The organism is Actinosynnema sp. NPDC023794 (assembly GCF_040639675.1).
GTDB lineage: Bacteria > Actinomycetota > Actinomycetes > Mycobacteriales > Pseudonocardiaceae > Actinosynnema > Actinosynnema luteola.
In genome coordinates this window covers 86,012-104,336 of sequence record NZ_JBFAFR010000009.1, presented here as the reverse complement: position 1 = coordinate 104,336, position 18,325 = coordinate 86,012, and the positions used below count along the sequence as shown (strand labels likewise).

At 71.8% G+C, this 18,325-nt stretch carries 11 protein-coding genes; 5 read left to right on the top strand and 6 right to left on the bottom strand.

All coding sequences use genetic code 11. The features are described 5' to 3' along the window. Positions 1 to 39 precede the first annotated feature (39 nt). Together AB0H12_RS20775 and AB0H12_RS20770 are read right to left on the bottom strand one after the other, a co-directional pair. Positions 40 to 294 (bottom strand): hypothetical protein, encoded by a 255-nt coding sequence (locus AB0H12_RS20775; RefSeq protein WP_499624501.1) that lies wholly within the window; start codon positions 292 to 294, stop codon positions 40 to 42. A gap of 127 nt (positions 295 to 421) precedes the next feature. After that, positions 422 to 1,681, bottom strand: coding sequence for a family 43 glycosylhydrolase (locus tag AB0H12_RS20770; RefSeq protein WP_499624500.1), 1,260 nt, complete (start codon positions 1,679 to 1,681; stop codon positions 422 to 424). 790 nt (positions 1,682 to 2,471) lie between these two features. Between AB0H12_RS20770 and AB0H12_RS20765 the strand changes: the two genes are divergently transcribed. The 5 genes from AB0H12_RS20765 to AB0H12_RS20745 are packed head-to-tail and all read left to right on the top strand — an operon-like array spanning position 2,472 to position 7,104. After that, positions 2,472 to 3,413 carry a hydroxymethylglutaryl-CoA lyase-like TIM-barrel protein gene (locus AB0H12_RS20765; RefSeq protein WP_499624499.1) on the top strand — a complete coding sequence of 314 codons (942 nt, stop codon included), beginning with the start codon at positions 2,472 to 2,474 and terminating at the stop codon, positions 3,411 to 3,413. Then, on the top strand, positions 3,406 to 4,158 hold the full coding sequence (locus tag AB0H12_RS20760) for an iron-containing redox enzyme family protein (RefSeq protein ID WP_499624498.1): 753 nt from the start codon (positions 3,406 to 3,408) through the stop codon (positions 4,156 to 4,158). The genes AB0H12_RS20765 and AB0H12_RS20760 overlap by 8 nt, the downstream gene beginning before the upstream one ends. After that, positions 4,155 to 5,099, top strand: coding sequence for an aminotransferase class IV (locus tag AB0H12_RS20755; protein ID WP_499624497.1), 945 nt, complete (start codon positions 4,155 to 4,157; stop codon positions 5,097 to 5,099). Before AB0H12_RS20760 ends, AB0H12_RS20755 begins: the two co-directional genes overlap by 4 nt. Next, the gene (locus AB0H12_RS20750; RefSeq protein WP_499624496.1) at positions 5,096 to 6,451 is read left to right on the top strand and encodes a hypothetical protein; all 1,356 of its coding nucleotides are present in this window, start codon (positions 5,096 to 5,098) and stop codon (positions 6,449 to 6,451) included. Before AB0H12_RS20755 ends, AB0H12_RS20750 begins: the two co-directional genes overlap by 4 nt. Next, a complete protein-coding gene (locus AB0H12_RS20745) occupies positions 6,448 to 7,104 on the top strand; it encodes an RraA family protein (protein WP_499624495.1) in 657 nt (218 codons plus the stop codon). Before AB0H12_RS20750 ends, AB0H12_RS20745 begins: the two co-directional genes overlap by 4 nt. Positions 7,105 to 7,190: 86 nt before the next feature. Here the strand turns inward: AB0H12_RS20745 and AB0H12_RS20740 are convergent, their stop codons facing one another. From AB0H12_RS20740 to AB0H12_RS20725, 4 genes are all read right to left on the bottom strand, one after another. Continuing rightward, the gene (locus AB0H12_RS20740; protein WP_499624494.1) at positions 7,191 to 8,111 is read right to left on the bottom strand and encodes a hypothetical protein; all 921 of its coding nucleotides are present in this window, start codon (positions 8,109 to 8,111) and stop codon (positions 7,191 to 7,193) included. After that, positions 8,069 to 8,689 (bottom strand): hypothetical protein, encoded by a 621-nt coding sequence (locus tag AB0H12_RS20735; protein ID WP_499624493.1) that lies wholly within the window; start codon positions 8,687 to 8,689, stop codon positions 8,069 to 8,071. Before AB0H12_RS20735 ends, AB0H12_RS20740 begins: the two co-directional genes overlap by 43 nt. A 160-nt stretch (positions 8,690 to 8,849) precedes the next feature. Then, complete coding sequence (locus tag AB0H12_RS20730) at positions 8,850 to 9,326, bottom strand: SMI1/KNR4 family protein (protein ID WP_499624492.1); 477 nt, start codon at positions 9,324 to 9,326, stop codon at positions 8,850 to 8,852. Beyond that, positions 9,319 to 18,240 (bottom strand): SpvB/TcaC N-terminal domain-containing protein, encoded by an 8,922-nt coding sequence (locus AB0H12_RS20725; RefSeq protein ID WP_499624491.1) that lies wholly within the window; start codon positions 18,238 to 18,240, stop codon positions 9,319 to 9,321. Before AB0H12_RS20725 ends, AB0H12_RS20730 begins: the two co-directional genes overlap by 8 nt. Between the last annotated feature and the right edge of the window lie 85 nt (positions 18,241 to 18,325).

Here is an 18,325-nt window from a genome sequence, read left to right as displayed (position 1 = left end):
CCCGGCTCCCGAGCCCGTCCCAGGGGACCGTGCTGGTGCTCAGCGACGGACGACGACGGGAATCACGAGCTGGACGGGCACGCCGCCGCGAGGCCCGGTGTTCGCGACGTCGCGGTAGCCGCCGTCGGCTCGCCGGCGCTGGTAGACGATGGTGAGCAGGGCCGGGCGGTGGGCGGTGACGGCGATCTGGTCGCCCCGCACGGTGACGGTGCCCGCGTCGGCGGGCCGCAGCACGGCGCGGACGCGGTTCTGCGGGTTCGTCAGGGCGAACTCGGCGCCGCGAGCGCTCGTCACGTGGACCGTCGTGGTCCCGGAGCCGTCCGGGCGCGGGCGCAGCACCGGGTCGTCGGCCCGGAGCCCCAGCGGTCCGACGCCCGACGGCAGCGGCTCGTCGGAGGTGGACGCGTCGATGGACAGGCCGTCACCGAGGTGGAGGCGCGAGGTGTACAGCGCCCGGGAAGACGTGGTGGACGGACGCCCGTGGTGGACGTAGTAGAGCTGCGCGCCGTCCGGTGAGCCGATGACGCTGCCGTGCCCGGTCGAGTACAGGCCCCGGGCGGGGTCCTGTGCCGGCACCGGGTTCGCGGGGCTCTTGCGCCAGGGGCCGAGCGGGGTGGTAGCCGACGCCGTAGAACTCGTTCTCGTAGTTGTTGGCCGAGTACGCCAGGTAGTAGCGGGGGTTCCCGCTCGCGTCGACGGTCCTGGTGGTGGTCGAGCCCTCCGCCCACCGCCGGTCCTTCTTCGCGCCGCCCGACGTCGCGTGGTCGTGGACGTGCGCGTTCTCCCACCCCTGCGGGTCGGAGCCGTGGTCCAGGACCGGGACGTAGCCGTCCTTGCGGACGCCGGGCGGATCGTCCGGCGACCGGTTGCTGTCGCGGTACGCGGGCGCGATGGTGGGCATGGTGCGACCGGTGGGATCACGCCACCAGTCGCCGGTCAGCTCGACGGCGTAGATGTTGGACTCCTCGACGTACTTGCCGAGGTCGTGGTCCCACACCCAGTTCCGGTAGGCGTTGCGGGAGAAGTAGAGGAAGATCCGGCCGTCGGCGTCGAAGAAGACGTTGGGGTCGATGTAGGGGATGTAGGTGCCGAGCGGGGCGGTCCGGCCCTCCTCCAAGGTGGCGGGCGGCTTCTTCTGCTCGGCGTCCATGATCAGGTTGACGTCGTGGTACGCCGGGTCGTACGGGTGGTAGTCCATCGGCGCCTCGGTGATGTCGCGGAACGGCCCGGCCGGTGAGCGGGACACCGCGACGCCGACCTTGCACGGCTCCTCGAAGTCGGCGTGCCGGAAGTGCTCGGCCACGCCGCGGTTCATCCTGGCCGCGTAGAACAGGAAGTACAGGCCGGTCTCCGGGTTGTGGTAGACCTCGGGCGCCCAGAACCAGTCGTGCGCCCAGTCGCCGTCCTGGCCGGCCCGCAGGGCGCCGCCGGGCAGGTGCTCCCAGGTCGCGAGGTCGGGCGAGCGGTAGATCGCGAAGTGGTGGCCGGGGTCGGCGCCCTCCGTGGAGTAGGCGTAGTACTGACCGCTGGGACGGTCGAACAGCACGAACGGGTCCGCACCGGGGGTGTCGGCGGCGTTGTGGTAGGTCGCCTCGGTCGACCGGGCCGGGTGGGCCGAGGCGGGGACGGGCACGAGCGACAGGGTCGCGAGCACGGCGACGAGCAGGGCGGTGAGTCGCATCCCCGCATCGTGCCGCCGATCCCGCCCACGCGGAACGACTCGGACGACGCGGTCCCCGGCTCGACGCCGCGCGGGTGCGGGGTTCGGGGAAGGCGCGCTGGATCCCGGCCCGCGTCGGGACCTCCGAATGGCTGATCGCGACTGCTTTCACTGACGTCTCCTGGTCGGGAATCGGTCCGACTGACGCCGCCGACGTCAACCGGACGCCCCCGTCCGCTTGGCTGAAGTGAGAGCCGTGACGCGGCACGTGCACCGCCACTCTCTACCGTCGTTTCCCGACCAAGGAAATACTGGTAACCGAAGCATTCGGAGATCAGCCGCGCGCGCGTCAAGCCATCGTGGACGAAGGGCTCACCGACCCGGATCCGTGCACGGCTTCTGCCTTGCGATCGAACGGATCCACGAGTTGCACGCACGCAGTCGGGGCTTCACCTCGGCCTTCATGTCGACCTTCCCCACGCGGTGGATTTCGCCGCGATCCGCTGGCAGTCGCCCGGTCCGGACGCCATGACCGGAAATTTCGGCATCCGCGACCACTGCGCGTTCGGCGGCCGAACGCAGAATCGTCGAATTGCCCCCAACACGGGCGTACCGACCGATACGACAATCGGATCAGTCACCGAAGGCAGCCTGACCGGAGGTTGCCACGCGAGGTGACCGCCGGTTACGCTGAAGCCAGCCATCATGACGATAAGTCGAGGGGGCGGTTCATTTTGCTCTTCGCGAATGACGCTCCGCCACGCCGCCGCGCCGCGTGGTGAACGTGAATTCAACCCCCATTCTCCTCGATGTGACCTTGCGCGACGGCGGCTATTTCAACGACCACCGCTGGACCACTCACGAAGCCGCGTCGATCGTGCGCGCCGTCGGGGCCGCCGGTGTTCCGTACGCGGAGATCGGCTACCTGCGGCGCACGCACGACCCGGGGCGGCCGACGGCCAGCTGCCCGCCCGCCTACCTCGACGCGCTCGCGACCGTGGCCGAGCGACCGAAGCTCGCCGTGATGGCGCGTCCCGCCGAAGCGCCGATCGAGCGCATCGCCGAACTGCCCGACCGGGGCGTCGCCATGGTGCGGGTGCTCGTCTCGGGCGGGTCGGTCGAGGCGGCCGAGCCGTACGTGGCGGCGGCACGTGCGGCGGGCCTGGACGTGGCGATGAACCTGACGCGGGTCAGCGAGCGCGACCCCGAGGGGATCGCCGTGGCGGTCAAGGCGTGCGCGGACGCCGGCGCGCAGATCATCTACCTCGCCGACTCCAACGGCAGCCTCGATCCCGGCTCGGTGTCCGAGCGGGTGAGCGCGGCGGTCGACGCGAGCCCCGTGCCGGTGGGCTTCCACGCGCACGACAACCTCGGGCTGGCGTTCATCAACACGACGACCGCGATGGCCGCGGGCGCGACCGCGGTGGACGCGTCGATCGCCGGCATCGGCAAGGGCGGCGGCAACCTGCGGCTGGAGGTCATCGTCGCGCACCTGATCGTGCGGCACGGCGCGGAGCTGCGGCTGGACCCGATCGCCGCCGACCGCACCACGTTGGCCACCCAGTTGCGGATGATCGCCGACGGCGGCTCGAAGACCGTGGTCAGCGGGCTGCTCGACGTGAACCTGGACGGCGCGGCCCACTTCTCCGACATGGTCGCGGCCGACGGGCTCGACGCGACGATCCTGACGCTGACCGGCCAAGGGCGGCCGTCGGCCGAACCCACCCACGACAGCAGAGGTGCCGATGAGTGACTTCGTCGCGGAACTCGACCGGATGATCGACGAGCGCAGGAAGATGACCAGCGGGCTGTACCAGACGATCCTCGCCGGCAAGGCCACCCGGCGGTTGTTGCACGACTTCGTGCTGCACCGCTGGCCGATCAAGAGCTTCTGGACCCGCAACATCCTGGGCATCGCCTCGCGGATCGAGGACTACCGGCTGCGCGTGCTGCTCGTGGAGAACATCTACGAGGAGGAGACCGGCAGGCTGTCGGGCTCCGGCCGCCACCTGGACACGTTCGCCGCCTTCGGCGAGGCCGTCGGGGTCACCGCCGACGAACTCGCCGACGCGCCGGTCGTGCGGGAGACCGCGGCGGTCGTCGAGCACAACGTGCGGGTCTGCAACACCGAGACCCACTTCACCCAGGGCGTCGCGTCGGTGCTGCTGCTGATGGAGGGCCAGCCGCCGATCGTGGACAAGGGCGGCAAGAGCATGCTCTCGGTGATGCGCGACGTCTACGGCCTGCCGGAGGAGGGGTACGAGTTCTTCGTGCACCACGCCTCGGCCGACGAGGGCGACGACGCGGTCAGCGAGCTGGAGGACGAGCACGCCGCCGCCGCGCGCGAGCTGCTCCGCCGCTACTGCGACACCCCCGAGCTGCGGCAGAACGCGATCGCCGCGCTCGCCGACGCGCTCGAGCTGCGGCACCGCCACTTCGACATGATCCTGCGGACGGCGTACGACCCGGCGGAGCCGGTGTTCCGCTACACCGCATGACGGCCCTCGCCGCCGACAGCCACGTGGTCTGGCCGCTGGCCCACCACCGGGGACGGCTCGTGCCGCGCGACGAGGCGACCCTGCCGGTGGGCAGCATCGCGTTGCGCTACGGCATCTCGGTGTTCGAGGGCATCCGGCTGTACCGGCAGGATTCCGGTGGCGTCGCGCCGTGGCTGCCGCGACCGCACCTCGACCGGCTGCGCCACTCGTGCCGGCTCATGGGCCTCGACGAGGAGTGCGCGGCCGACGTGCCCGCGATCGTCGACGAGCTCGTCGCCGCGCAGCGCATCGACGCGGACGGCTACATCCGGGTCGCGGCGAGCGCGGCCAACAGCGGCGGCATCGACCAGGCCGCCGTGACCGCGTTGACGGTCACGATCACGCCGTCGGGCCGCAAGCGCTGGTTGGCCGACCAGGAGGGCATCCGGCTGGGGATCAGCGCGTGGCAGCGGCCCTCGGACGCGGTGTTCCCCAGTGCCGCCAAGAACATCTCGGCCTACGCCGGGCCGCGCCTCGCGCTCGCGCAGGCCAAGCGCGACGGCTACGACTCGTGCGTGCTGCGCACCGCCGACGGGTTGATCAGCGAGGCGCCGACGGCCACGGTGTTCCTCGTCGAGGGCGAACGCGTCGTCACCCCGCGACTCTCCGACCACGTCCTGCCCGGTGTCACGCGGGCGTGGGTCCTGGCGATCGCGTCCTCGCTCGGCTGCGAGGCCGTCGAGGACGCGGTCACCGAGGAGCGGCTCACCGCCGCCGACGAGGTCTTCCTGTGCGGGACGGGCATCGAGTTCGGTCCGGTGCGCGAGGTCGCGGGCGTGCCCCTGTCCGGCTGGCCGTCGGGTCCGGTCACGAAGGCGTTGGTGGACGCGTACTTCGCGCAGGTGCGTGGCGCCGCCCCGCCGACCGGAGTCGATCTCGGCCTGCCGGGTCGGCAGTCGTGACGGTCACCGGGCTGATCGACTGGCCGGCCGCCCTGCTCGCCACCCACGCCGCCGTGGCGCGACCGGCGGACACCCGCAGGGCCACCGAGCACGCGGTGGCCGCCGGGCCGGTCTTCCGGAACAAGGAGTTCCCGCTCTCGCCGGTTCCCGTGATGGTCCGCGCCGACCGGGCCGAACGGCTCGCGCCGCTGCTGACCCGCTACGCCGACCTGCTCGGCAAGGTCGTCGCCCTGTACCGGACGCGGCGGGACGTGCGCGACTTCTACGGCCTCGGCACGATCGCCGAGCTCCTGATCGACGCCGATCGCGGGGTGGGCGACGCGCCCTGGGTGTGCCGGCTCGACGGCTACCTGGAGGCCGGTTCGGAACGGCTGCGGGTGTTGGAGAACAACGCCGACTCCCCCGCGGGCACCCTGTTCACCGCGCGGATCAACGACGTGGTCGCGCGCATCCGGTCGAGTTCGCCGCACGCGATGACGTACACCGGCGAGCACCGCTTCCTCGACGCGCTGCGCGCCGCGGCGCGCGCCGCCGCCGAACGGGACGCGGGCCGCTGCGCCGACCCGTCGCACATCGCGGTCCTCCAACCCGCGGGCGCCCCGAACGTGGAGAGCGTCGAGCTGGTGCGGTGCCTGCGCGCCGCCGGCGTGGACGCGTTCCTCGCCGACCCGCGCGCGATCGAGGTCGACGGTGACCGGGCGCGGTTCGACGGCAAGGTGGTCGACCTGTGCTGGAACAAGGTCAACACGGTGTCGTGGCTTGCGTACTGCGCCGACCCGGCGTTCGTCGACCGGTGGGCACGCGCCGTGCGGGACACCGCGATGGTGCACGTGAACCCGTTCGGCGCGCGGTACGTCGCGGAGAACAAGCTGGCGCTGGCATTCGTGCAGCAGCCCGAGTTCGCCGACCTGTTCACCGCCGGGGAACGGGCACTGGTCGACGGGTTGCTGCCCTGGGCGCGCAAGCTCACTGCCGACGCGGTCGACGAAGACGGCGGACCGCTGGCCGACCGGCTGCTCGCCGACCCGCGCGAGTTCGTGCTCAAGCAGCCGTACGACATCAGGGGCGACGGCGTGACCATCGGCCACGACTGCGCTCCGGACGTGTGGCGCGACGCCGTCGCCACCGGGCTGCGCGCGGGGCATCTCGTGCAGCGGCGGGTGGCGCCGGCCGGCTACCCCGTCGTGCGGGCCGGCTCGGACCAGGTGCAGGCCATGCCGATCAGCCTGGACACGTACCTGTTCGGCGGCCGGGTCGCCGGCTTCGGGTCCAAGGCGAGCCGCAACGCCAAGGTCAACATCTTCCAGGGAGGCCAGAAGTTGGCTGTGCACGTGGTCGGCGGCGGTTCATGACGGACAGCGGCCGTGAGCTCGCGGTGTTCGGCACGTCGGCGGTCAGCGACGCGCTGGACCTCCTGGGCGTGTCGGGCGCGCTGTGGGGCGCCACCCGCCAATCCGGCTCCGGGGTGGTCGTCGGTCCCGCGTTCACCGTCGGCTTCGAGCCGGTGGCCGAGGGCGACCGCGCCGCCGCCGCGGACTACATCGACGACGTGCCGCCGGGTTCGGTCGTCGTGCTCGCCAACGACGGCTCGCACTGCACGGTGTGGGGAGACATCCTCGCCGAGGTCGCGGTGGCCAGGGGCGTCGCCGGGACCGTGATCGACGGCTACTGCCGCGACATCGACGGCATCCGCGCGCTCGACTACTCGGTGTGGGCGCGCGGCGCGTTCATGCGATCCGGCAAGAACCGCGCGCGCATGGTGGCCGTGCGGCAGCCGGTGACCATCGGCGCCGACGGCGACCGGATCACCGTGCGCCCCGGCGACCTCGTCACCGCCGACGGCAGCGGTGTCGTCGTCGTGCCGGCCGACCTCGTGGCGGAGGTGGTCGACACCGTGAAGCGGGTGGCCGACGTGGAGGCCAGGGTGCTCGCCGACGTGCGGGCGGGCGTGCCGCTGCGGGTCGCACGGGCCGACCACGGGTACCACGACGTCGCGCGGCGGTGACGCGATGACCGGGCTCGGCGTACCGCTGCGCTCCAGGACGATCCCGGGATCGTGCGGACCCACCCGACGAATCGGGACGTCACAGCTCACCCCGAGATGAACCCCGGCGCCAGGTCCACCCGCACGCGCTCCGGGTCCTCTTGGAGCACGACGACCGTGGCCACCTTCTCGCGGCGCCACCCCACCGGCAGCAGGAACCAGCGGCTGTTGGCGTACAGCAGCGGTCGCAGGCCGTTGTAGCGGAACCGGTAGGCACTGGCCTCCCCCGTCAACGGCGTCGCGCTCACACCCGGCCCGGACAGGTGCAGGTCGTCCCGGCTGTAGACCACCGCCTGGGCCTGGAGCGGCAACGACAGCTCGCGCAGTCGCGCGGCCTCCAGCCCTCGCGACTGCGCGATGTTCGTCACCGCCCAGAAGACCGCCGTCACCACCAGCGCGAGCAGCACACCCCGCCGGAGCACCACTCCCGACCGCACCACGCCCCGCGCCCCCTCCGACAGGACCGCGTAGCGGTCCGCCAGCCACGCGCCGTAGTCGACCAGCAGCCCCGCCGCGGCCAGCGAGAGCGGCGCCACCAGCCCGCGCGGCTGCCCGAACAGCCCGGTCAGGCCGACCTCCGCCAGCGCGATGACGGCCACCACCAGGGCCAGGAGGACCCAGCGGGCGCACCGGCCCCACCGGGCCAGCACGGCCCGCAGCGCCAGGTGCAGGGTCACGACGGCGGCGGCCACCAGCAGCACCGTGATGAGCGACCGGAAGAGCAGGTTCGGGCTGATGATCAGGTAGTCCGTCGGCTGGAGGTCCAGGACGCTCAGGCTCACCCCGAAGTAGGAGTAGAACGTCCCGGCGCTGACGTAGCCGAAGTAGTAGAGCAGCGCGCCGACCGCGCCCGCCGGTCCGAGCAGCACCAGCAGGTCCACGGACAGGCGCCAGAACGAGCGCTCCTCCCCCGGCGGCGCCGTGCTCACGAGCCGGTGGTCCGGGGCGGCGGCGTCGGAGTGGGCCACGACGGCGGCGTGCCGGTCCCGGTGCCCGTGGTCGGTGGACGGCCGGTGGTCCTGGTCGAGGTCGTCGGAGGAGTCGTCGTGGACGTCGGCGCCACTATCGACCGCGCCGCGACCGTGGCGCCGCTGCACAGCTCCGCCCGACGCCGGCAGAAGGTGCTCCCGGGATCGGGGTCCCAGATCATGACCACCCCGACGTCCGCGTCGTCCCGCGCCAGACCGAAAAGCACGCAGGGCGGTTCGTGGCACGGCGGTCGGGACGGCGGCGACGCTCCCGGGGTAGTGGTAGCGGTGGGGAGCACCGCCACGTCCGCGATGCTGTCGATGCACTTGTCGGAGATCCCCGGAATGCCTTCGACCTGCTCGCACGCCCGCTCGATCTCGGCCAGCTGCTCCCTGCTCAGCCCCACCGCGGCGACGTCCGTGACCTGGTCGGACGGCCTGCCGGGAACGGTCAAGCTGACCGGGACCGGCGTGGTCGCCGACGTGGCGCCCCCGGTCGATCCGCCGCCGCCGCACGCGGTGGCGGACGCGACCAGCGCCGCGAACACCAGGGTGGTCCGGATCGTGGTGCGGCCCACGACATCACCTCCACGCCGGGGATCGCGGAGTGCGCGGAAAGCTCGTCCACCCAGACTAGGCGAACCCGTCGCCGCCATCCCCCGACATCGCCCGATCGTGGGACCTGCGCCGCGTGAGGCCATCGCTGTGGGTCACCCTGCGCCTCACGGTCCCGCACGGTCAGTCCGGGCAGTCCTCGAGCGCGGCGACGAATCGGTCGAACGTCGCGGCGACCCGCCGAGGCACGCGGTCCTCGTCGACGTAGGCCACCGCGGGCTCGCCGGTCGGGCCGCACTCGGAGTAGTCGAGCATCACGGTGTCGTGGCCCGCCGACGGGGTGTCGCAGATGACCACCCCGATGTCCGGGTAGCCCCACTCCCCCACCAGGTACCGGCTGCCCAGGTCCTCCGAGTCGATGCCCCACGGGCCGCCGAGGCCGCGCAGGCCGCGGATCTCGAAGTGGTCCGGGGCCCACGACGTCGCGAACGGCGTGCGCAGGCAACGGCGGCGTGGGGTGCCGCCGTTGCGCTGCGCCAGCAACGCGAGGTAGGTCCGCGGGAGCCGGACGCCCAGGTGGGCCTCCGCCGCGCGGACCATCTCCCCGGTCAGAGGAGGACCCGTGTAGTACGGGTCCTCCTCGAAGAACGACTCACTCATGCAGGTTCAACGCGTGCCCTCCCGTGTGACCCGTGGCGTTGTGGACGTCACGGCGGATCAACTGCATCAGACCACTGTCCTGGTGGTGGTGCCAGGTGTAGTCGGACGGCGTGTTCTTCAGCCCGGCCGCCTCGTTGGCCAGCCGCTCGTCGACCTTCCGGTTGCCGGTCAGCTTGATCCGCACGTCCGGGACCTTCGGGTGGCGCCACTGGGAGAAGTCCGGGAAGCCGTTCTTGTCGAACGGGACCCCGGTCTTCGGGTGCTTGCCGCCGGCCAGGTGCTTGTTGCGGATGACGGGGCCACCGCAGTTGTGCACCAGGACGTCGACCGCACCCGCCGCCACGTGGTAGGTGTGCAGTCCGTCGACGGTCAGGTTGTGCACCCGCTGCTGCTGCGTCCACGCCCTGACCTCGACCACCTGGACGTAGGTGCCGCTGCCGGTGCGCAGCAGCGTTCCGACCCGGACGTCCTTCGCGTCGACCCACGACCCGAGGTCGGCCGCCCAGAACGGGTGACCGTCGGTGGCGATGACGACGCCCTTGCCGGCGCCCGTGTCGACGGTGATCTCGACCAGGTCCTTCGAGCCGTCGCCGACGATGAGGTCGGTCACCGGTCGGGCCTCGGCCACGCCCGTCTCCGGGTCGGTGGCCAGGACCAGGTCGCCGACCTGCACCTCGCTGATCGGCTTGCGCGTGCCGTCGGCCATCAGCACCGGTGTCTCCGGCGTGAAGCTGTTGGGCACCGCGCAGGGCACCGACGTGTTGCGCGCCGCCTTGGCCGCGTCACCGCCCTTGTCCGCGGCACGGGCCGTGGCCCGGACGCCTTCGACCGCCCGTTCCGCGTCCCGTGCCCGGTCGGCGGCCCGGACCACCTCCACGCCCTTCTCGGCCGCGCGACCGGCCTTGATCAAGGCGCCCGCGCCGCCCGGCACGACTGGCAGCACCAGCGCCGCGCCGTCCGCGACGATGCCGACGGCGTCCAGCGCCGCGCCCCACCCGTTGCCCTCGCGGACGTTCTGCACGAAGCTCGCCACGCCGATCCCCAGGCTGATGGCGTCCCACGCGCTCTCCACGTACCGGCCGTCGGGGTCGGTGAACTTCACCGGGTTGTTGTGGGCGTAGGTGTAGGCCGCGAGGTTGACCGGCCGGTGCACGCCGCCGGCGGGTCCACCGTCGAGGTAGGACTCGATGATCGGGTCCGGACTCTGCCAGACCTGCGTGCGCGGGTTGTAGTAGCGGGCCCCGTAGTAGTAGAAGCCGGTCTCCTCGTCCAGCTCCTTCGACCCGTACAGGTACGGGACCGGTGTCGGCTGGGCCGGGTGCTCCTGCACCCACGGCTCGCCGAACGCGAAGTACTCGGTGTGCTCGGTCAGGTTGCCGTGCTCGTCGGTGACGTACCCCGACGAGCCGAGGTGGTCGGCGTGGAAGTAGAAGTGGTGGTTCTCGTAGGTGGAGTCGGTCTTGACCGTCTTCGTGGCGATCCGGGTGTCACCGACGAACACGTGCTTGAACGACGTGCCGTTGCGCTCGCTGAACGCCCGGTTGGGGTAGATGTGCTGAGGTCCGGCGTTCTTGACGACCCGGTTGCCCTCGTCGTCGTACACGTACCGCACGGTCGCCGGTTGCTGCGGGCTGGTGCACGCGTCCGGGTGCTGGGCGACGGTCTTGTTGCGGCTGTGGTCCTGGTTGCAGGCGAGCCGGTTCTCCTCGTCCCACACGAGCTGCCGTCGCTTGCCCGGCGCGGGCGGCAGGGTGTTGACCGAGTCGACCAGGTTGCCGTTGGCGTCGTAGGACTCGTTGACCGGACCGACCGCGCTGGGCGCGTGCGGTTTCCCGCTGTTGTACGCGTAGTTGTAGTCGTAGGTGGTCTTCTTCTGCTCCTGCGCCGTCGTCGCGGACTGCACCGAGTAGGCGACCGGCTCGTACGCGGGCTGCGTGGACGGCACGGGCTCGGTCTGCGAGACCTGCTCGTCCTCGGGCTCGATCGGCCCCAGCGGCGGCAGGGCCTCCCCGGTCGCCGGGTCGGTGACCGGCTCGTCCGCCAGCGTCGTCGTCTCCTGCGACAAGGCGGACGTGGAGCCCGACTGCACCAGGATCTCGTGCCGCTGGCTCTTGGCCGTCAGGTTGTGGATGGAGTCGTAGCCCAGGGCCATCGAGTACCGGTCGAGCTTGTTGTCCTTGTTCTTGTACTCGCCGGTGGCCGACGTGAGCCGGTACAGGTCGTCGTAGCCGTAGGTCTGCCTGCTCGGACCGCCGATCGGCTTGCCGTGCGGCAGCGGCACGGTGTTGGTCAGGGACAGGACGTTGCCCACGTTGTCGTACTCGTAGCTGATGTCCTGGAACTGGTGCCCGTCCGCCAGCCTCGACTTCAGGGCGCTCAGCTGCCGGTCGGCCGGGTCGTAGGCGAACGTGGTGCGCACGCCCGTCCCGGTCTCCTGCAGGAGTCGCTGCCCGAACTTGTCGTAGTCGAGGCGCGCCAGGTACGGGTAGTCGAACCCGGCCTTGCGCCCGGTGGCGCGGGTGACCTGGCCGCCGGAGTCGTACTCGTAGGTGAGCACCTCCCCGTCGGGGTAGGTCAGGTCGAGCACCCGGTTGAACGAGTCGTACCGGTACCCGGTGGTGTAGGTCCGCGCGGGGGTGGTGAGCGCGGTGACCGACCGGGTCTCGCTCGTCTTCTCGCCGAGGGCGCCGTACTTGCGGGTCACGGTGCCCGCCGCGTCGCGGACGGCCACCACGCGGTCCGCGCCGTTGTCCGGCGCGCCCGGACCGCCGTAGGTGTAGGTGACGTTGTTGCCGGAGAACACCGGGTACCGGATGCCGGCGAGCCGGTTGTACTCGTAGTCGTACTCGACGGCCTTGCCCGCCGCCCGCAGCTTGGCCGTGGCCTTCGCCGTCTTGTTGCCCGCCAGGTCGTACCGGGTCTCGGTGCGGCCGGAATCGGGGCTGTCCACGACGGTGCGGCGGCCGAAGTTGTCGTACTCGGCCCTGGTCGTGTTGCCCTTGTCGTCCACGACGCTGGTGAGCTGGCCCATCGGGTCGTAGCCGTAGCTGGTCCAGATCGCGGCGCCGGCGTTGAACTCCTGCACGGCGGTGGTCAGCACCCGCACGTCGGTGTAGGTGCGGCGCTGCTTGCCGTTGGCGTCGGTGGCGATCGTCCGGAACCGGATCTCACCGGAGCGGTCGGCGCCGAAGCCGTAGGCCAGCTCGTTGGACGTGCCGTCCGGCAGCACGGACTTGACGCTGCGGTCCACCACGTCGTAGCTCAGCCTGGTGGGGGCCACCGCGTCGTAGGCCGCGTTGAACGCCGTGTTGCCCGCGCCCTTCGGCTCGGTCACCGGGTAGTACTGCTCGACGACCCGACCCAGCGGGTCGAACGCGACCCGACCGGACACCACCATCACGTCGGCCGGCGCGCTGCCCGCGGTGTCGGCCACGGAGCCGTCCTGCTTGCTCTGCACCGGTCGGGCGAGGCCGTCGGCGAACTGGACGGTGTCGAGCGTGTCGTCGCGCACGCCGGTGGCGGTGCGGTCGAGGTGCCGGGTGACCGCGTACGGGACGGCCGCCTCCGGGTGGTACTCGAAGTCGATCGTGGCCCGCCCGGAGTCGATCTCGTACGGCCCGACCACCTCGTCCACCCGGCCGGCGCTGTCGTAGGACATCCGCAGCGACTGGCGGTTCTCGTCGACGGTGAGGTCCGGCAGGCCGAACCGCAGGTCGTGCGTCGCCGACGACTCGTAGCCGAAGCTGTCCCTGATGGACTCGACGTGCACGCCGACGACGGTGTCGTAGCCGTACTCCTGCCGGTAGCGCTGCCCGTTCTTGTTGGCGGGCCCCGTGATGGTGCGCAGGTTGCCGTTGTCGTGGTAGGTCAGGTCGCTGACCGCGGCCGATCCGTCGGGCAGGATCTCGCGCACCGCCAGCACGTCACCGGTCTCGCAGTCCAGTGTGGACTCACGGTGGCGCATCAGGGTTCGCGGCGTGGCGCCGTGCTCCCGGACGAGGTTCGCGACGCCGACGATGTTGCGGTCGCGGCACGCCTGGATCGAGGACGTGTAGCCGAACTCGGCCTCCACGTCGTCACCCGGGCCGCTGTCGGCGGCGTCGAAGGACCGCACGAGGTTGCCGTGCTCGTCGTACGACATCTCGGTGTAGGTGGACTTCCCGGGGTTCGCCTGGCCCTCGTGGTAGTGCTTGTCCACGCGGGCCAGCAGCGGGAAGACCCTCGCCGTCGTCGCCTTCGGGTTCGCGGCGCCGCCGGTGGCGACGTCGCGCAACTGGTAGGTGTTGACAGTCTCCTGGAACAGCCCGCCCGACGCGTCCGCGGTCGCCGACCGGGTCACCAGGCCGCGCAGGTAGTAGCTGTCCGTGCGGTACTCGCTGGTCAGCGCCCGCAGCAGGGCGTCACCGGAGCCCGCGTCGCGCTGCTCGGCGACCACCTTGCCGTAGCCGAGGAACTCGCGCTCCAGCCGGTCGTACCTGCCCGCCTCGTAGCGGAACGTGGACAGCTGCACGTCCTGGCCGTCACCGGGGTGCCCGTCGTGCACGGCGGAACGGGAGAGCACCCACTTGGAGTCGGGCTGGTCCTGCGTGTTGCCGGACCGGGTGTAGTCCAGGTCGATCCGGGCGCCCAGCGGCCGGGACACGGTGCGCAGCAGGTTCGTGCGCCCGGTCTTGTTGGCCGCCACCACGAGCTCGTCGTCGCGGGTGGAGCGGACGTGGTCGGCGTAGCCGTCGCCGTTGACGTCGCGCAGCGCCACCTCGGCGCGGCCGATGCCGGTGGAGACGTCGGCGCCGGGGTTGAAGACCAGGCAGCCGAAGAAGAAGCAGAACCCGAACGTGAAGTACACGCCGCCGCCGAGGGTGGCGTTCTCGTCCTTGCCGACCTCGCCCGCGCTGCCGCGGAACGGGGTCGGCGCGCCGAACCCGTTGCCGGTGTTGACGGCGACGCCGACGGGGTTGTCGCCGTTGGCGAACACGCGGTCGGCCAGGCCGTCGCCGTTGACGTCCAGCAGCGTGGCGCTGGTGACCGACGAGCCGACCGCCGCCGACACACCGCCCGCGAAGCCGTAGTAGTTGGTGTTGAAGCCCAGGTTCACCCCGGCGCTGGTGGTCTTGCCGTCGTTGACCGGGCCGCCCGGCCACGGCTCGCGCGCCGCGAACGAGTAGCCGAGGTTCAGCGCGGCGTCGCCGTTGTCGAACACCTTGTCCGGCAGGCCGTCGCCGTTGATGTCGATCAGGTCGTGCCCGGTGTCGGACTCGCCGCCGCCGACGTTGCCGCCCACGCCGAGCGCGGGCATCTCCGGGCCGGACTTGGCGCTGTTGGCGTTGCGGCTGCCCGAGGGCGCCGCCTCGCCGCGACCGTTGCCGCTGGTGCGGGCCGGGCTGCCCGCGTTGGCGTTCACGCCGTAGGCCAGCGAGTCGGACTCGCGCACCGCGCCGCCGACGCTGCCCCTGGTGTCACCCAGGCCGCCGGTCATGTCGGAGTACTGCACGCCCGCCGAGCCGACGACGTCGGGGAACCGGTCGCCGTTGAGGTCGAGGAAGTCGAGCTGCCCGGTGGAGCGGCCCTTCGCCACGCTCGCGCCACCGCCGATCGGGACGCCGGGGATGCTCGCGCCGAACGTGGTCGAGATCTGTTGCGTGCGCCCGCGCCGGGACACGGCCGCGGCGCCCGCGACGTCGCCGTCGGTGACCACGTCGATGGTGTCCAGGCCGAGGCGGGAACCGGCCGCCGCGTCGCGCGAGACCCACGTGTTGTCGTCCGCGCCGGCCCAGCGGTCCTGCGCGGGAAGCGGCGCGAACACCACCACCCGCGGCTGCTTGACCTGCGGGTTCTCCGTGAAGCCCGGCACGTCGTCCTCGGTCGGGCCGTCGGGCAGCTCGTCGCGGTAGCTCTCGTCCAGGACGAGGTCGCCCCGGTTGATCGGCTTGGTCGCCCGGTCGCGGTTGCCCTGGTAGCCCACGGCGCCCCAACCCCGGTACGGCTGCGCGAACGCGCCCTGCTCGGCGGAGGCGTGCAGGGCGCTGGGCACGGCGGTGAAGTTCGTGCCGTCGTGGGAGAGGGACGCCGACTGGCCCGTCAACCGCGCGGGCAGGCCGGTGTCGAGGGTGGCGAAGTCGAAGAACAGCTCGTCGCCCTGGGCGACCTCGGCGGTGACGCGCAGCGAGGCCGGGTCGGGCACCTGGCCGTCCACGACGTCGATCACCCGCTTGGCCAGCAGCTCGCCGCGCTTCTTGACCGTGAAGACGACCCGGGTGTCGGGGGTCTGGCCCGCGAAGTCGAAGGCCAGCGCCGGTTCCACGGTGACGGTGCCGCCCTGCGTCGCCGTGTGCGACGCCTGCGGCGCGGTCAGCGTGGAGACCGGGTACATGTCCAGGTCGTACGGCGGGTGGATGACCAGCGTGGGGTTGCCGTCGCCGTCCACCACCGAGTCGACGCCCTGCGCCGCGGTGTAGTGGGCGCGCGGCACCCAGCGCAGCGTCCCGGCGTCGACCGGCGAGTCGACCTTCAGCCGCCACGACAGCGTGTCGTCGGCGGTGACCGGGATGTCCAGGTCGATGGACGCGGTGCCGGAGCCGCCGCGGGCGAGCGTGTGGCTGTAGACGTCGGAGCCGTTGCGGGTCACCACGACCGTCACGTCGTCGGTCGTGGGACCGGACTTGGTGACGTCGCCGGACAGGTGCAGCGTGCCGGTCAGCGGCGCGACGACGACCGACGGCCGACCGCCGAGCGTGAAGTCGCGGGACGCGAGGTAGGTGTCGTTGGCCAGGCCGTTGACGTCGGTGCCGGTCGGGACGCCGGTGTAGGTGATCTCCGGGTCCCACGCGACCGCGTCGTAGCGGCCGTCGAGCACCGACTGGACGCGGAAGAACAGGGCTTCGCCCTTGCGCACGGCGATGTTGTCGGTGCCCGTCGGCGCGAACTCGATGTGGTCGTCCGGGCCGATGCGCTGCGACCACAGCTCGGTGTCCTGGTGCTGGATGGCGACCCGGACGCCGTCGGCCGAGCGGTACGCCTGCCGTTCGGGGCTCGTGTCCTGCACCAGTTTGACGCGGCCGGCCACGCGGACCGTGCCGTCGAACGGCGCCACCCAGCGGCGGACGCCGTCCAGCAGCGGGAACGCGTCGACCTGGCGCTCGAACTCGGCGGTCTGGTCCCCGACGATCGTGCCGGACGCGGTGCCGACGCCGACGGGGACGCCGGTGTCGGCGCTGTCGGCGCTGTAGGCGGGCCGGCCGTCGGCGTCCAGGTGGCCGAACAGGACGCCGCCGTTGTTCACCAGGTCGGTGATGCCGTCGCCGTTGACATCGGCGAAGTAGCGGTCGGACGTCGTGGTGGTGGAGACGTAGTCCAGCTGGGCCGCCACGCCGAAGTAGGACTCGACGCCGACCGTGCCGGACCGCGTCTTCTCGGTGGAGATGCCCGGCAGGTTCGTGAGGCGGATCGGGGTGTCGCCGAACCTGGCCCGGCCATCCGGTCCCGACTCGTTGGGCCGGTAGAACACGCCGCCGCCGGAGCGGAACACCTTGTCCGGCAGGTTGTCGCCGTTGACGTCGGCGAGCGCGAGCAGCCCGTCGGAGGAGCCGGAGTTGTAGCCGACCTTGACCCCCGCGGAGTTCGACTTGCTCACCGAGCTCGGGTTGTAGCCGACGTACAGGTGCCCACCCGCGCTCGTCGACGTGGTCGCCGAGAGCGCACTGGCCTCGCCGTCGCGGATGTCCACGCCCAGGTCGTCGTCGGCGACGGCCCAGTCGCCCGCCGCGTCGAACGCGTCGTACCCGCCGGAGGCGTCGCGGATGTCGTCGAAGTAGTCGAACGCGTGGGTGTTGAAGCGGGTGTTGTCCGCGTCGAACTGGCTGACCGAGCCGAGCAGCGTCTTCGCGAACGCGCCTTGGCGGTACTCCAGCTCGTAGGCGCGGATCAGGGTGTCGTCGACCTTCACCTCGACCCGCCGCAGCAGGTCCGCCGTGACGCGCTTGAACCCGGAGCGGGCCTCGATCTGGACGTCGCCGCGGCGCGGCTCACCCCGGTCGCGGTCACGGGTGAAGGTGACCGAGTAGCGGCCCTCGGTGTCGCCGTGACCGGTGTAGGTGATCTTCGAGGGGTACAGGTTGGCGCCCGGCACCGATCCGCCCGCGACACCGGCGTCCTCGACGCGGACGCTGTGGTAGCGCACGAAGTTGTCGTTGGTGTCACGGGTTTCGCGCAGCGCCCAGGTGGCGATGTTGCCGGACGCGTCGGCCAGCGTGGAGGTCTGGTCGCCGCCGAAGACCGACCGCGTGCCCTCCCGGTCCACGACCTCCCACCAGTAGTTGGTGGGGTGGTCGCCGTGCCGGACGATCCGGTCGAACCGTCCCTCGACGCGGGTGTGGAACACCTTCTCTGCGGTGCGCGCCTGGAGCTCGCCGCGGTGCGCGACGGGCGTGAGCTGTTCGCCGTTGAGCAGGTAGGTCTCGGTTTCCAGGCCGGTGTGGTAGCGGGGCACGCCCCAGCGGGTGTCCAGGGTGATCGCGGCCTGGGGGAGGTCCCAGCCGACACCGGTCCAGCCGTTGCCACCGGCGGAGTTGTACTGGACGACGAGCTGCGGCTGCATGCCGGCCCGGCCCGGCGGCACCTCCAGCGGGTACGACAGCCGGGCGTCGCCCATGTTGTTGGCGCTGGGGGCGGAGACGAGGTTGACCCCGCTGGTCGGGTCCGCGGCCTTGATGCCCTTGAGCTGGTTGGGGTTGAACGCGGCGCCCTCGGGGTGGTCCGGCGCGGTCACCGAACCGCTGCCTGCCGAGGTCGGGCTGACGCGGTCGTACAGCTCGGGCGGCGTCAGCCCGACGCCGATCAGTGCGAGGAGGGCGAGGAGGGCTACTCCGGCACGTCCTTTGGACCTCGGTCTGCGGCGTAACCCGGCACGAGCGGACATGCGGCGTCCCCCTCATCAGGCGGCGTTCTTCCCTAGCCTGTTCGGGTAGCGGCATCCCGGTCGTTACACGAGCGCTCGTCCGTCA

Excerpts from the sequence above, each read along its gene's own strand:
- AB0H12_RS20770 (WP_499624500.1), bottom strand. The coding sequence starts at position 1,681 with ATGCGACTCACCGCCCTGCTCGTCGCCGTGCTCGCGACCCTGTCGCTC.
- AB0H12_RS20760 (WP_499624498.1), top strand. The coding sequence starts at position 3,406 with ATGAGTGACTTCGTCGCGGAACTCGACCGGATGATCGACGAGCGCAGG.
- AB0H12_RS20755 (WP_499624497.1), top strand. The coding sequence starts at position 4,155 with ATGACGGCCCTCGCCGCCGACAGCCACGTGGTCTGGCCGCTGGCCCAC.
- AB0H12_RS20745 (WP_499624495.1), top strand. The coding sequence starts at position 6,448 with ATGACGGACAGCGGCCGTGAGCTCGCGGTGTTCGGCACGTCGGCGGTC.
- AB0H12_RS20730 (WP_499624492.1), bottom strand. The coding sequence starts at position 9,326 with ATGAGTGAGTCGTTCTTCGAGGAGGACCCGTACTACACGGGTCCTCCT.
- AB0H12_RS20725 (WP_499624491.1), bottom strand. The coding sequence starts at position 18,240 with ATGTCCGCTCGTGCCGGGTTACGCCGCAGACCGAGGTCCAAAGGACGT.